This window comes from Planctomycetaceae bacterium, from assembly GCA_021371795.1.
Lineage (GTDB): Bacteria > Planctomycetota > Phycisphaerae > Sedimentisphaerales > UBA12454 > UBA12454.
Map to the genome: position 1 here is coordinate 1 of JAJFVK010000002.1, position 15,366 is coordinate 15,366.

Consider the following 15,366-nt stretch of genomic DNA (forward strand, 5'->3'; position numbering starts at 1 on the left):
GTCCTTTAAATATCCCTTGTCAATATCTTTGACGGTATCCCAATTAAGGCCGGTCAGTTCACTAACATCCTGAATAGTCATTACCCGGCAAAGGTCTATGACGAAGTTCTCTAATGAATGCGTGTAATGCTTTTTGGGGTCAGCGAATTTTAGATTCGACTGACGGATAGAGCCGCAGTTTTTACAGAACAGTCTTGGTATGTGGACAGTTAGTTCGACTTTTCGCTTTCCAACCGGCAGCATTTTGAAAGTTCTTGTTGTATTGCCGTAGCGGATGACATGACGAGAGTTGCATACCGGACAGACAATTTCGTTGGGGTGGATTGAGCCGTAAAAGACAGTTTTTCCGCCAAAAAATTGGTACTGACATATTGCACAGAACGAATACCAAAGGTATGATACAACAGACTTGTTGACATGGCTTTATCTCCAATAGGTGGTTTATTTTTTTCCCATCTATAATAAAGCTATGTCTTTTTTTTGCAACCTACCAACCCATTTACCGGAAGAGCCTTAATTTTTAGATTAGAAGCGACATTGCTATGCTAAAGTCATACTCCCACATTAACTATATCGTTTAGTACATCATAAAACTTAAATGAAAAATATAAAATATAATAATATTTTCCGCCAGACTCTTTTGCCACATCTGATTACGACAAAGAACAGCAGTTCATCGACTTTAGATTGGGCTGGAATCGACCGCTTCGATTAAAATCTGTTTTTTTGACGGCAGGTACTTACGAATTATTTTCAGCAGTTCCCTGTTATCTAATGGTTTAGCTAAATAACCATCGCAGCCGGCCTCAATACATTTTTTATTATCTCCGATCATTGTGCTAGCCGTCAGTGCAATTATTGGCGTTGTTATTCCTTTTTTTCTAAGAACCTTTGTTGCTTCATAACCGTTCATAAATGGCATTTGCATATCTATTAATATTAGGTCAAATTTTTGAGCAATAGCTTTCTGAACCGTCTCATTTCCATCTGATGCAATTGTTACATCCAGACCCATTCGTTTCAATAGCAACTCAACAAGCATTTGATTGGTTTCGACATCGTCAGCAATGAGTATACGACCTGAAAATTTTGGTTCGCTTAATCTGTCGCTCGGAGAATCTAAGCGTTTGGTAATATTATGTCTATCCAAAAAGGGCTGCCTGGCCACATTAGTACCAGCCGGAATAACCAGTGTGAACGTAGATCCTTTTCCTTCCTGACTTATAAAACTAATTTTTCCCCCGAGCAGTTCTGCCAAGTGTTTTGTAATAGCCAATCCAAGCCCCGTCCCTCCGAATTTGCGGGTAGTGCTTCCGTCAGCCTGCATGAATGGTTCAAATATATTTTCATAATAATCAGACAATATGCCGATACCGGTATCTTCAACATCGAAGCGAATATACGACTGATTGTTTTTTTCTTCCAGAGAAACATTTAAATGCACATATCCATGTTCAGTAAATTTAACGGCATTATTTACGAGATTGAGTAAGCATTGCATCAAACGAGTAGGGTCGGTTTGTATTTGTGCGGGCAGGTCTTTGGTTTCTACTATCTTAAACTCAATACCTTTTTCTGTTACCATTGCCATTATCAGTGATTCAATGGAATTAAGTATTTTTCCGAGTGAATAATCTATAAATTCTATATCAACCTTATTTGCCTCAATTTTGGAAAAGTCCAGAATATCATTTATGATCTCCAAAAGATGCCTGCTGCAGCCGAGAATAGTATCAACATAACTTTTCTGTTCATCTGTAAGTATCTCATCCGCTAAAACTTCGCTGAATCCCATAATAGCGTTCATCGGAGTGCGGATTTCGTGGCTCATGTTAGCCAAAAACTGGCTCTTGGCTATATTGGCGGCTTCAGCCTGTTCCTTGGCCTGTTTTAGCATTTCCTCCGCCTGCTTGCGATCGGTAACGTTCTCATAAGTTCCTAAAATGCCAATTATATTTCCCTGGGAATCCGTTAGAGGCACTTTACTTGTTTTTAACCAGATTTTATCTCCATTTGGAGCGGTTTGAATTTCTTCAAAATTGAGCTTTGAATTTCCTGAATCAATAACGTTTCGGTCATCATCCTGATAGTCTTTGGCCTGCTCCTTCCAGCTCATCTGAAAGTCGTCTTTGCCAATCAGTTCTTCCGATGTATTTTTACCGGCATCTTTAGCAAGAATATCGTTGCAGCCAAGAAACTTAAAATTTTTATCTTTCCAGAATACTCTTACCGGAAGAATGTTAATAATTCTCTGCAGCAACTTTTGAGAATTATTTATTTTTTCCTCTGCCTGCTTGTGTTCCGCGACTTCCTTTTCAAGCTTATTATTTGCGATTAATAATTGAGAGGTATATTTTTGTGCCCGTATATTCCAAAACATAATAAGCAGAGTATATCCTGTTAGAAAGACAGTGGAGAAAAGTCCTGTTATTAAGATACTGCGAAGATACCATTTCTCGTCTACGGTAATCACATAACCAGATGCGGGCAAAATCTTAATAGACCACTTTCGGTCTGCAATTGTAATGACCTCTGTATGCAGCAACGTCGTTTTTTGCAAAGTTTTGTTCAGGTATTCAAATTTTATCGGCGTCTTCCACTTGCGTGATGAATGTAAGCCAAGTAACTCTTCCTGTTGCCCGGTTATATCTGACATAATAACATCCAGTCCCTTCGGAGCAAAAGATACCAAAGCATTATCTATAACATCGTTCACACAAAATACTATCAGAACAAATCCCTTTAGATTATTATGTCCGTTTTCAACAGTATCAGTGGGACGGTTTCTCTCATATACAGGCTTGAACACCAATACGCTTTGTCGAGCGCCGGTTTCCTGTACCAAAGTAACAGGTGTGGTTATGACGGCTTTTCCAGTACCATGAGCTTTCTCCATTGCTTTAAGCCAACTTGGATTCGAGGCAAGATCAAAACCAAAAGCCAGAGCGTTACTCTGATAAGGCTCAATATAATAAACAGGAAAATGTTCATAGCGATCGCCTGCGGCAACCATCTTGCCCTGACTTTGTTTTTCAGTTATTTGAAAATCGGCAAAGCCTTCTTTACGCACCATTTCTTCAAATAATTTCCGCTGTGAATATGACACAAACGGCACCCATCCTGCCGCTTGTATACCGGTCAGCTTTTTTAAAAATGGCTCAACAAATGTTTGGAATTCACTTTTGGTCACGTTTTCTGAACCATCATAGAATAAACCGATAGAATCGAGGAACAATAAATCGATGTCAATTCTTTTCTGAATTGCTGAAGCATAGTCTTTGGCATCCATTCCGAATCGTTCGTGTATCATATGCTGTTCTCTTTTTATCACAGTTTGATACATAAAAATTGATAACGCAATGCCGATGCATATAATCAAAGCCAGAACAATAAGACTTCGCTTTCGCAGAATAGTCAGCATATTGCCCTTTCCACCTTGTTTGTTGATATTCGACGTATTCATTGCCAAATTCTCCTTTTGCGCAGCAATCCCATCGTCTAAACGCAGACACACGATATTTATTAACAAACGGTAATCCACGCTCCATAACTAAAGGTCATTCAGGCACTGTGGCCTGTTTAGTTACAGACTCTCTCTGCTCTCATAAGGTGTGATTGAAGGTACTGATATGTCTGTGAAATGAATTCTCCGGACAATCGTAATAACTGGTACCCTAATCTAATACTTAGTTGGCGTGGGTAATTAATCATTTTTTTTATTTAAATTTACTGTCTCTTCTCCTACGTCGGACTTTATCACAGGTCAGATAAGTTTAATTTTTCTTAAAACAACATAATGTTTACAGGTCTTCTTTTGTTTAAACAGTCCTGATTTTGGAGACGTGATAAATAGTAATTTAAATTGTTTTAATTAAAGCTTAAGTCAAATGAAAATTCATCGAGAAAGAGGTAAAGGGAGTGTAAACCTGATTCTCGTTTCATGGTACCCATTGGCGTGGGAGTCTTTAGGCGAGTAATGGTTCACACCCTTTTTTTATGGCATCTGTTTCCCATATCTCGACCTTGCGACCCTTTAGCCGAGAAACAATAAAAACCTGCATCTATTGCCCCGTACCTGCGGCAGGGCTTTTCGCGAAAAGCGGAACCGTAGAGATGATTGATTTATATTGAATATTTACCCCTGATACTGTATAATTTAGCGTGTGAATAGAATGACATTACATAAACCTGTATTAACGATGCTTGTTGTATGCATTGCCGTACAAGGCTTTTCCGTTGCCAAACCAACTGATGTTTCAAAGCAGAAATGCGACTCGTGTCTCCTGCCGAGTATTTGTTCCGAAACAACCACTCTCTTCTTATCACTGCAAAAGCGTCCCAAAACAGACGGCAGTTTTTCTGCTAAAGATGGATATTATCCGGTCAACACCGGCGGATATAGTTTTTGCAATATCTTCCGCAGAAACACCTGTAAATCGGGCGACCACTTAGATTCTCTCCGCCTGTCAGCAATATCCAACAGTCTTCAATCCCTGTTCTGTCAGTTCATCATTTAAACACCGATTCTTTTTCCCAAACATCGGCGAAGCCTTCATACGGGCTTCATAAATAAATTCAAAAGAGTTTTTCTGCGCCCCCGGTACAGAGAATATCCTATATGAGGTGAACAATGACTACGAAAACTATTCAGGAAAAATTAAACATCATTCAGAACTATTTAAAATCCGGAAACCCGGAAAAAGCATTACGTCTGCTCGGCGAAGAAACGCATCAACCGGAGTTGGAGAACGCGCGGGGCGTTTGCTTGCTGCGGCTGAATAGAATCGATTCCGCGCTGGAAATTTTCAAAGAGATTGTGTTTCAGCATTGCATTTGTATAGCTTCCACGACTCCATCGTTGTACAAAGCCAACTATATGACAGCACTGCTATTAAAGGGCAGCACATCAATGGCGATGGAGTTAGACGGAACACTGAATGACACTGATAATATCCATCCTTATGTGGTGGAATTGAAACAGTTAATACGGAACTTTAAATATACGTTGCCATGGTATCAGCGAATATTGTGTTATGTTGGGGTATATCCGAACAAATCGCTGACGCTGCCGTTTGAGCCGGGCGGTATTTAATGAAACTGCTTAACAGGTGAAGTTCGCCATCGCAATGAATTATAACAAAATATGGAAAGGCCTATTATGGCATCAAAATTATTATCAGGAATTAAAAAAAGTTTTGTGGCAGGTCTGCTTCTGATACTGCCGCTGATTATTACACTTTTAATTTTTCGGTTTTTGTTCGGTATTATCACAGGACTGTTTTCGCCGATCCTGTTGCATTTTTTCCAGGTCATTCCAATCTGGCTGAAAGCGTTTATTTCAGTCACCATCCTTATTGTACTGGTCTGCGGGCTTGGCATCCTGACCGGTCATTTTCTGGGGCGGTGGTTCTGGAATTGGTTCGAATATATTTTAATGCAGATCCCCCTGTTGCGAAGCATTTACATCGCTTCACGGGAGGTTGTCGGCGTATTTCACAGTTCGAATCAGACTAACTTTAAAGAAGTGGTTATGGTCGAATTTCCGCGTGCAGGTATGAAGTCTCTTGGCTGATGACACTGGCAGCGACTGTTATAAAATATTTATTCCCACCACTCCAAATCCAACCACAGGATTTCTGGAGATTGTCGAAAAATCAGCAGTCGTTCGATGCGATATGAGCGTTGAAGATGGTATTAAAATGATCATGTCGGGCGGGATCCTGGGGCCGGAAAGGATTTCCTCACCAATGAGCTCGATTCAGCATTCGCAAGTATAGTCTTCTGAACCCGGCCGGCAGAAAGGATTTGACAAATAACAGGAATACTTTTGCTATCTGGGCTAACTAACCCAACATGTCTTGCATTTGATAAAAGTGGCAATCTCTCGAGATATCTTGGGGCACCTCACGAACGTCTTTACGCCTTGTTCTTTTTCTTCTCTAAAAAATTCCGCCTTTATTTAGAATGCACAACTTTTCGTTTGCGTCCAGTAAGCGATAGCCGAACTGGAATCGATATTGACTATTAACTACAGGCTATTGGCTACTAAACTATTAACTAAAATAGCACGATTGTGCTAAAACAGCCGTTTTCAGGTGTCACGCGTTGTAGCGAAGCGTTGGAGCCGCAGCGGAAACCCTCGATTCTTTAGGTTTTTTCTTCTTCGAAAAGAAAAAACAAAGGGGGCCGACTTTAGACTTTAAATTCAGCCGGTACGATTCACAAGCGATTTACTCGACAATCTTCTGACAAAGTCTATATTTATCTTTTATTTTACTGCCGGTATGGCTATACTGTTCCGTTTCATAAACCCAAAAACAATTCTACGAAAGGAAGTATATGACCGGTTTGAAAAATGTTTTGATATCGATAACGGTAGTTTTATTGATGGCTAACCTTGCCTGCGCGAAGAAAAAGGCAAAGGAAGTCAAAGAGCCCGCTGCTGAAACAAAAGCCACAGCAACGTATGACGCAAATGAAACTAAAAAGGCCGAACCTGCTCCGGCAGTTGAGGCAGCAGCACCCACAGCACCTGTAATTGAATTTAACGAGCCCAAAATGGACCCAAACGCATTAGTTGCAACAGTCAATGGAACAAAAATCACAGCAGGTCAAATCGATACAGTTCTCGATGCAAGACTTGAGCAGATGGCAAGCAGAATTCCGCCGAATATGAAAGACCAGTACCGCCAGCAGATGAGAAAACGTCTGGTTGAGCAGATGGTTATCGAAGAAATCCTTACTCAAAAGGAAAAGACACTGAATATCACCGTCAGCCAGGCTGATGTAAACGCACAGGTTCAGGAACAGATGAAATCACAGAACCTGAATTTGGACGAGTTTAAAGCCCTTTTAAAGAACTATGGCACAACCTACGCTGAATTCGAACAGAATATGCGTAAGAAGCTGATGTTTGAAAAGCTGATGGAAGGCGAATTCAAAAATAACATCAAAGAGCCGAACGACGCAGCTGTTAAAGCGTTTTATAATGAGAACAGTGACCAGTTCAAAGAGCCGGAATCAATTCATACAAAGCACATCCTTATCAAGCCTGCCGACGGCAACGACCCGAACAAGGCAAAAGCCGAAGCAAAAGTAAAGGCTGAAGAAGTTCTGAAGAAAGTAAAAGACGGCGGAAACTTTGAAGAGCTGGCGAAAGAATATTCAGCTTGTCCGTCAGCGAAGAATGGCGGCGATTTGGGCGATGCTCCGAAAGGCAGTTTCGTGCCGGCGTTTGAAAAGGCAGCTTACGCTCTTGAACCGAATCAGGTCAGCGATGTTGTTGAAACGGAATTCGGCTACCATATTATTAAACTTATCAGCCACAAAGACGCCAATACGGTAAGTCTTGACCAGGCTAAAGAAAAGATTGCCCAGCACTTGAGCAACCAACAGAAGCAGGATGTTGTCGTAAATTACATCCAGAAGATTAAGAAAGAAGCGGATATTAAGTTCACAGACCCGAACGATAATTTCGAGATTCCGGCTCCGAAGCCTGCCGCACCGGCAAGGCCAGAGGCCGATAAAAGCGAGCCTAACGCTCAAAAATAAGCTATTTTGCTAATACAAACCCGTGGTTTAAACAGAATCACGGGTTTTTTTATGCGCATTTGGCGGCTGAAAACATCGCTTTTAAAAGAAATTCGGCAGTTTTGAAGTTTGCAACCTTAAAATCTTTGTATATAATAGCTTGCCTAATAAAACGGAGTTTAGAAAATGCTTAGAAAAATCGTAATTGCATTAACAATTTTGTGCGTATCGGTCATCTGTATTGGCGAAACCTGGCGGCTCGGAAGCAATCAGCAATGGCAGAAATCGGCTGACAGTAATGAGAGTTCGTTTGCGACTATCGCATCGGATGCGAAACAATTTGTTTCGACCGGAAAAGCGGGCAAAGCTAAAAGGGCTTACGCAGACCTGAAGAAAAATTTCCCGCAGGTAGCCGGCGAAGATTACGATGCTTATGTAAAAGCGGAACTGCTCTACGCAAAGCGCAGGTTTCCTGACGCGGCCAAGTCATACTCTGATTTTCTCGATATGTATCCTGAAAGTTCGCTTCGCGATGCGGCACTGGAAAGAGAATTCCAAATCGGTGCAGCTTTTCTTAACGGACAGAAGAGAACTGTGTTAAAAATTTTCAAAGTAAAAGCTTACGACGAGGGCACGGAGATTATGAATCAAATCGCCGACAGGGAAGGCGACGCTCCGATTTCACAGCGGGCAATTACGACGCTTGCACAGTCCAACGAAAAACGCGGCGCTTATGAAGAAGCGTATCAGGCATGGTCTGACGCTTCCAGCCGATGGCCGACAGGCGATTTGGGCAGGGACTCGCTGCTCGGAATGGCAAGAAGTCTTGAGAAAGATTACAGAGGCCCGAACTTCGAGAGCAAATCTCTCGCAAGTTCGAAAAGCTATTATTCACAATATATAGAACGCTATCCTGAATCGGCGCAGGAAATGGCTCTAACACAAAAAGTAAGCAAACTCAATATCGACCTTGCTGAAAAAGAACTTACAGTCGCTAAATATTACGAACGGACATTGAGCTATGGCGCGGCTGATATTTATTATCAGAAAATAGCCGAACAATGGCCCGGCAGCAACGCGGCGAAAATCGCAGAATCAAAAGTACCGGTAATGGAAAAATTAACTGTTGAGTCCAAAATGCCGAAAAAGAAAAAGCTTAACTGGAAAGGATTACTCCTGTGACCAATATAAAAAATAAAATATTAAATATAAAAATTTGTCCCGAAGGGATCTTCGCTTCGCTACGAGAACGGCCTGCGGCCGGAATTTATTATAAAAAATTTATCCCGATTTATCGGGATTCCATAATTTTTATTTTTTCATTTTTATTTTTAATTTTTTTTACCGGATGCAGCGGTTACACCAACCAATCTCTATATTCAGACGAAGTAAGAACCGTTTATGTTGAAATGTTCGACAACACAACTTTTTATAGAGACCTTGAATACACGCTCACCGACGCAATCGCTAAAAGGGTTGAAACCGACACGCCATACAAAATCGTGTCCAACAGAAATACCGCTGATACCATATTGAGCGGAAAAATAGTCAGTATGGGCAGCTCGGCTCTGACTCTCGACCGCAATACGGGCAGATCGCTTGAAAATCTGGCCGAGGTTACAGCACGGTTCAGTTGGAAAAATCTCAAGACCGGCCAATACATCGTTCAGGATTCTTCCGCTACCTCCTCATGGGGCTACTCCAGTTTCCAGGGGCAAAGTTTTGACAACGCTTCAAAAGTCGCGGCAAATAAACTTGCAGAAAGAATCGTAGAGCAAATGCAGGTCGGCTGGTAGTAAATAGTTGTTAGGCAATAGTTGTTAGTTGATAGTACAAAAGAAAAGGCCGGCATAATAAACCGGCATTTAATGTTCACCACAGAAGTAATAAATTTCAGCCAAATTCGTCAATTAAAAATGTACTAGCATAAACTGCCAGTCAACTTTGACTTTCGTTTCTGTGTAATATTCATTTGTCGCGACGTGTTCGCCAGCGTTTTTTCTTTCGAGCAGACCGGCAGCCCTGACGAAAGTAGTCGATGCACCGAGGTAGTTTGTTTTGCCAAGCAGTTTCGTTGTCGCGAAAACTGAAGCGATAGCCAGCAGGCCTGTAAGTACGCCGGCAAGGTATGAGTTCCAGCCGCCGTCATCTGTTTTCCATTTCATAAAAAATCCTTTCAAACAGAATCCAAATTTAATATAAAATAAAAAATCAAATTTTAATTTGTTCATACGCCATATCAGTGCCGGATACGGCGCGGATGTTGTCGGGAATCATTTTGATAATCACATATTCCGGCATTGCGGGGTCGGGGAAATACTTTGCCAGTTCAGGAACCTGTTTATACAGCCAAAGTTTTTCGGCGTTGTCTGTACTAATCGAACATTTGCCTGCGACGCGGACGTGTTTGCCAGTCGAATCGCAAAAACAATATTCAGCATACGGCACTTTCTCAAGCTGCTTAATTTTATCCGATGGCGTAAATGTCGCGCATAATAATTGATTGTCTTTCCACATCAGGCCGCCCATCGGTCGGACGCCGACAGTTTTGCCATCTGTTGTTGCCAGGTATCCCCAGTGGGTTTGTTTTGTGAATTGTTTCAGTTCTTCAAAATTCATAACAACTTCTCCTAAAATTCGAAATACACGTAAATCTTACTGATAATCTACCACATTTCATAATTATACCTACAATAAGCAAAGACGCTATGCAAAAATGCCGATGTTACTATAGTGGCATTGTTCGACAGCAGCAAAAACATAACATTTTACACCACCGTGATTTGCGAAGAAGCGAAATACATCTTATGCTTTAAAAAAGAATATACGGTTTTCGGTTCGCAGGCAGTAAGTTTGCGGTATTATGGGACTTAAAAACAATAAGAGAGCTTTTATGGAAACAGAAAAGGTAAATTCGATATTTATTGACGGCCGAACAGTGCTTTTTGTTGACGATGAGGAAAAAGTGCTGCTGTCGCTAAAGCGAGCCTTGATTGATGAGCCATATAACCAACTGTTCGCGGTTAGCGGTATGGAAGCACTGGAAATCCTCAATCAGCAGGATGTGCATGTAATTGTCAGTGATATGCGAATGCCCGAAATGGATGGTCTGCAATTGCTGAAAATCGTTAAGGAGAAACGGCCGAATATCATCAGAACTGTTTTAAGCGGCTATGCGGATATCGATATGCTGCGCGGCGTTATCAACAGAGGTGAAATATACCGTTTTGTTACCAAGCCGTGGAGTACCGAAGAACTGAAATGCGTTATAATGCAGGCGCTGGAGTATTATGAGCTGTTCGGCGAACGTGAAATGCTGATGCAGTTCTTCGAAAAGTGGGTAACGGGCAATGAACCAAAGGCCGCTGATATCGAATTTCTGAAAGAATTAGTCTCCACGCGAAAAACGAATATGGCCAACTGGGAGAAAATACACGAGGAGGCATTAGCGGCAACTTTGGCGTAGCAAATTACGTTGGCACATTAAAAACAGGCTTAGAATCTGTTAATTATGGATTCTAAGCTTTTTTTATGAATATTTTGCCCATTCCGAACGTCTGACATTACGTACATTTTAATAGACATACAGGGTTGACAGTTAGCGTAAGTTGTTATATTATAATGTGGTTAAGGAGTGACATCAGCCTTTTATGGCGGAAGCGATAACAAATAGTAATAGTAATGGTGCGACACCCAACGGCGAAATTGAGGGTTTGGATAAGGCCATCGCCTTTTTCAAACGAGCTGAAGAGGTGGCCTCGACGGACAATTTCGATTACGCAATCGATTTGTTTATGGAGGGACTCCAGCGAGCGCCGGATGCGGTAGAAGACGGCCATAAACCATTGCGTTATAATTCGCTTGTACGTCAGGGTAAGGGCGGCAAAAAGCCGGCAATGATGGAGAAAATGAAGTATTCCCGCGGCAAGACACCGATGGAAAATATGCTCAACGCAGAGTTCCTGCTGGCTAAAGATCCTGATAATTTGCAGTATGCTGAACAGGTACTCAATGCCGCGATGACCGGCGGATATAAGCGGGCGGCACTGTGGATGGCGGATTTGATGTATGAGGCGTGTAGGGCGACGGACAAGCCTTCAATGGCGACACTGCTTTTACTCAAAGACGCTTACTCGATGATGGAACAGTACACCAAGGCGGTCAGCGTTTGCGGATACGCACTGAAGCTGAATCCCACTGACGGCATTTTGATGGGCGAATATAAGAATCTTTCTGCCCGACTTACGATGCAGAAGGGCAAATACGAACAGAATTTCAGGGATTCGATACAGGACAGGGAAACGCAGGAAAAAATGCAGGCCCAGCAGGGACTGGTCAAAAGCGTTGATGTTCGGCAGCAGGCGGTCGAAGATGCCAGAAAGGCTGTTCAGGCCGGCAGAACTGTCCATACGCTGTTTAAGCTGGCCGATGCTTTGGGCGATTTGCAGACCGATGCGGCTGATACCGAAGCGGTAAATCTGCTCGAACAGGAATATAGGATTTCGAACGATTTTAATTATAAGAAACGTGCAGGCGAAATGAGGCTGCGTATGCTCCGACGGCAGGTTCGGCAGACGAAGGAAACGCTGGTCGGCGGAAAACCCGGGCAGGTAACGCAGGAAGTTCTGAACGCGAAAATTAAGGAGCTTTTGACCTCGGAACTTGAGCATTATAAGCAATGTTCCGACAATTATCCGACGGATTTGCGGCTAAAATACGAATATGGGCTGCGTTTGATGAGAAATCAGCGGTATGACGACGCGATCCCGTGTTTTCAGGCGGCACGCAAGGACCAGAAGCACAAGATTATGGCGATGAACAAAATCGGGCTGTGCTTTTTCGTTAAGGGATGGTTCACCGACGCTATTGATACGCTCAAGGAAGCTATAGAAATATACGAAATAAAAGACAATGACATCGCCAAGGATTTACGGTATAATCTGGCACGGGCCTATGAACAGAACGGCAATGCCGGCGAGGCGCTGGAATTGTACCGGCGGATAGCTCAAATTGATTTTGCCTACAAGGATGTCCGGGCGAGAATAAACAGGATAAGGCAAAATTAAATATAAAAAATAAAAATGCAAAATTAAGGAATCGGCCTGACGGCCTAATTGAATTAAAATAAAAAAGTAGAATATTTAAACAACAATTTTTAGGAGTAAAGATGGCACATTCATTATCAGCCAAAAAAAGAGTAAGGCAGAACACAAAAAAACGCGTAATCAACCGCGCAAGGAAGACCACTGTAAAGGCGAATCTTAAGGGAATCAATGCTGCAATCACAGCCGGTGATAAAAAGTCGGCATCAGAACAGCTTACGAAAGTAGTCAAGAATCTCGATAAGACCGCGGCTCTCAAGACAATTCACAAAAACAGAGCAGCAAGATTGAAATCGCGTCTGACGAAAAAAATCAACAAACTGAAATAACTTCGATTGTGCAGACCCCCAAGGGGGTGCCTTCGGCAGAAAACACGGAAGTACAAATTGAACAGCGCTATGCCGGCTAAAGTTTTGGTATAGCGCTTTTTTTATTATTTATAAGGTATAGGATTTAGGTATAGGGTATAGAAATGGTAGAAACACTAAAGAAGAGAATATTAGATCACCTCAAGCACAGAGATTATACGCCTGTTAAGGCATCGGAGCTTGCCAAACGACTCGGATTGAAAACTGACCAGATGGACACATTCAATCAGGCTGTCGAGCAGCTCAAGGCAGACGGGTTTGCGGTGATGGGGACGAAAAATGTTATGTCGCTGCCTGGTCCCGGCGCGAAAGTTTCCGGAATATTCAGAGGAACATCGAAAGGGTTCGGTTTTGTTACGCCGACAGAAGCAAATTCGCACGGCGATTTGTTTATCCCTGAAAAATATACGAACAACGCGATGAGCGGCGATATTGTAATCGCGACAGCCGCAAAAGACGGTCATCGCGACGGACTGGACAGGTATAGCGGAAAGATTATCGAAATTGTGCAGCGGGCGAATAATAAATTTGTCGGCACAATTATCAAAAAGAAAGAATCGTATTTTCTTGTGCCGGACGGAAAATTTACCGAGCTTGTCGAAATCGACGACGTTACAGCGAAAAACGGAACGGTGAACGATAAGGCAGTTGTTGAGATTATCAGCTTTCAAACGAAAGAAAAATTCGCGAGAGGTGTGCTGATAGAAGTTCTCGGCAAAAGCGGAATTTATAAAACGGAAATCAACGCGGTTATCAAGCGGTTTGGGATTCCATGCGAATTCAAAGCCGAATGTCTGGATGAAGCGGGGCAGGTGGCCAGGAGTTTTGAATCTGCGGAATTTCCGAATCGGCTCGACCTGACGAAAAAAGTTATTGTTACGATTGACCCGCCGGACGCGAAAGATTTCGACGACGCTATCAGTATCGAGAAAAATCGTAACGGGACTTTTACGCTTGGCGTACATATTGCCGACGTGAGCGAATTTGTAAAGCAGGGCAGTGAGCTTGATACCGAAGCGACCAAGAGAGGCAACAGCGTTTATCTGCCGGGGCGTGTGATACCGATGCTGCCGGAGACGTTGAGCAATGGTGTTTGCAGTTTGCAGCCGCAGCAGAGACGGCTGGCCAAATCGGCGTTCGTAACTTACGACGATTCCGGAAAGATTATCAAAGAAGAATTTGCCGACAGCGTGATTCTGTCAAAGGCACGTTTGACTTATATTGAAGTTGATAAAATTCTCAAGGGTACCAAAACAGACAAGCCGCAGGAAGTTGTCGCGCTTTTGCGAGATATGGACAAACTCGCGAAGATTATCGAAGTCCGGCGAAGGCGTGAAGGTATGCTTCATCTTAATATGCCGGAGACTGAACTTGTGTTTGATGATGCCGGCAAGGTTGTCGATGCGCATCCTGCTGATACGAGTTATCCGCACACGATAATTGAAATGTTTATGGTCGAGGCGAACGAAGCGGTTGCGCGAATGCTTGACAGGGCGGATGTTCCGTTTATGCGGAGGATTCATCCGGACCCGGATTCGTTGAGTCTGAAGAAGATGGTTGATACGCTCAAAACGTTTGGAATTTCCGCGCCGAAAAATCCGAACAGGTTCGATTTGCAGGATATTATCGACAAGGTCAAAGGCAAACCGATGGAATACGCGGTCAATACTTATGTTCTGCGTTCGCTTGCGAGGGCGGAATATTCGCCGCTGAATATCGGGCACTTTGCTCTGGCGTCGAAACATTATTGCCATTTCACAAGTCCGATTCGCAGGTACGCTGATTTGCTTGTGCACAGGCTGTTTGAAAAATATGTGAACAAAGAAAGTTTTAAAAACGCGCCGACTAATGAAGAACTTATCGAGACGGGCAAGCGTTTGTCTTTTACCGAAGGGCGAGCCTCTGATGCCGAAGAAGACCTCAAGGCGGTTTTGATTCTGGAGCTTTTGCAGCACAGACTCGGCGAGACGATGGAGACGGTTATATGCGGGCTGGCGAATTTCGGAATTTTTGTGCAGTGTACAAAATTCGGCATCGAAGGTTTGATTCCAATGAGTATGCTCGGCAAAGATAATTATGTCTATGATTTTAAGGCGCAATGCGTTCACGGCCAGCGAAACGGGAAGACTTATCATATCGGCCAGCCGCTGACGGCGCGAATCGTGTCGGTGAATATGTCGGCAAGGCAATTGAATGTTGTGCCGGTCGAAAAAGAAAAAGAAGGAAAAGAAGAAAATAAAAAATGGAAGAAGAAAAAACAGGAACAAAAAAGCCAACGAAAAGAAAAAAAGAAAGGCAGACAACGCCGGCGAAGATAAAGACAATATAATGAACATCGAACATTCAACATCGAACGTTGAACTTCT

The 15,366-nt window shown here is 42.8% G+C and carries 15 protein-coding genes; 11 read left to right on the top strand and 4 right to left on the bottom strand.

The window, feature by feature from the left end; genetic code table 11:
- Both LLF92_00430 and LLF92_00435 read right to left on the bottom strand, forming a co-directional pair.
- Positions 1-309: transposase family protein (locus LLF92_00430; GenBank protein MCE5339577.1), on the bottom strand; the 309-nt coding region annotated here is incomplete at its 3' end.
- Between the two features lie 373 nt (positions 310-682).
- A complete protein-coding gene (locus LLF92_00435; protein ID MCE5339578.1) occupies positions 683-3,463 on the bottom strand; it encodes a CHASE domain-containing protein in 2,781 nt (926 codons plus the stop codon).
- A gap of 709 nt (positions 3,464-4,172) precedes the next feature.
- Here LLF92_00435 and LLF92_00440 point away from each other — a divergent pair.
- The 7 genes from LLF92_00440 to lptE all read left to right on the top strand — a co-directional run bounded on the left by LLF92_00440 (position 4,173) and on the right by lptE (position 9,326).
- A complete protein-coding gene (locus LLF92_00440; protein MCE5339579.1) occupies positions 4,173-4,517 on the top strand; it encodes a hypothetical protein in 345 nt (114 codons plus the stop codon).
- 113 nt (positions 4,518-4,630) lie between these two features.
- Complete coding sequence (locus LLF92_00445) at positions 4,631-5,092, top strand: hypothetical protein (protein ID MCE5339580.1); 462 nt, start codon at positions 4,631-4,633, stop codon at positions 5,090-5,092.
- Positions 5,093-5,158: 66 nt separating this feature from the next.
- Complete coding sequence (locus LLF92_00450; GenBank protein MCE5339581.1) at positions 5,159-5,572, top strand: DUF502 domain-containing protein; 414 nt, start codon at positions 5,159-5,161, stop codon at positions 5,570-5,572.
- Positions 5,565-5,777, top strand: coding sequence for a hypothetical protein (locus LLF92_00455; GenBank protein MCE5339582.1), 213 nt, complete (start codon positions 5,565-5,567; stop codon positions 5,775-5,777). Before LLF92_00450 ends, LLF92_00455 begins: the two co-directional genes overlap by 8 nt.
- 562 nt (positions 5,778-6,339) lie before the next feature.
- Positions 6,340-7,551, top strand: coding sequence for a peptidylprolyl isomerase (locus tag LLF92_00460; GenBank protein ID MCE5339583.1), 1,212 nt, complete (start codon positions 6,340-6,342; stop codon positions 7,549-7,551).
- A gap of 165 nt (positions 7,552-7,716) precedes the next feature.
- Complete coding sequence (gene bamD, locus LLF92_00465; protein MCE5339584.1) at positions 7,717-8,712, top strand: outer membrane protein assembly factor BamD; 996 nt, start codon at positions 7,717-7,719, stop codon at positions 8,710-8,712.
- Complete coding sequence (gene lptE, locus LLF92_00470) at positions 8,709-9,326, top strand: LPS assembly lipoprotein LptE (GenBank protein ID MCE5339585.1); 618 nt, start codon at positions 8,709-8,711, stop codon at positions 9,324-9,326. Before bamD ends, lptE begins: the two co-directional genes overlap by 4 nt.
- A 114-nt stretch (positions 9,327-9,440) precedes the next feature.
- On the opposite strand, the gene LLF92_00475 is transcribed toward lptE, so the two are convergent.
- Together LLF92_00475 and LLF92_00480 are read right to left on the bottom strand one after the other, a co-directional pair.
- Positions 9,441-9,695 carry a hypothetical protein gene (locus LLF92_00475; GenBank protein MCE5339586.1) on the bottom strand — a complete coding sequence of 85 codons (255 nt, stop codon included), beginning with the start codon at positions 9,693-9,695 and terminating at the stop codon, positions 9,441-9,443.
- Between the two features lie 46 nt (positions 9,696-9,741).
- Entirely contained in the window at positions 9,742-10,149 is a 408-nt protein-coding gene (locus LLF92_00480) for a pyridoxamine 5'-phosphate oxidase family protein (GenBank protein MCE5339587.1), read from the bottom strand.
- A gap of 274 nt (positions 10,150-10,423) precedes the next feature.
- Here LLF92_00480 and LLF92_00485 point away from each other — a divergent pair, with 274 nt between their 5' ends.
- The 4 genes from LLF92_00485 (at position 10,424) to rnr (ending at position 15,318) form a co-directional block, all read left to right on the top strand.
- On the top strand, positions 10,424-10,996 hold the full coding sequence (locus LLF92_00485; GenBank protein MCE5339588.1) for a response regulator: 573 nt from the start codon (positions 10,424-10,426) through the stop codon (positions 10,994-10,996).
- A 184-nt stretch (positions 10,997-11,180) separates the two neighbouring features.
- Complete coding sequence (locus LLF92_00490; protein MCE5339589.1) at positions 11,181-12,596, top strand: tetratricopeptide repeat protein; 1,416 nt, start codon at positions 11,181-11,183, stop codon at positions 12,594-12,596.
- Positions 12,597-12,697: 101 nt separating this feature from the next.
- A complete protein-coding gene (rpsT, locus tag LLF92_00495; GenBank protein ID MCE5339590.1) occupies positions 12,698-12,961 on the top strand; it encodes a 30S ribosomal protein S20 in 264 nt (87 codons plus the stop codon).
- A gap of 143 nt (positions 12,962-13,104) precedes the next feature.
- Positions 13,105-15,318 carry a ribonuclease R gene (gene rnr, locus LLF92_00500; GenBank protein MCE5339591.1) on the top strand — a complete coding sequence of 738 codons (2,214 nt, stop codon included), beginning with the start codon at positions 13,105-13,107 and terminating at the stop codon, positions 15,316-15,318.
- The last annotated feature ends 48 nt before the right edge of the window (positions 15,319-15,366 follow it).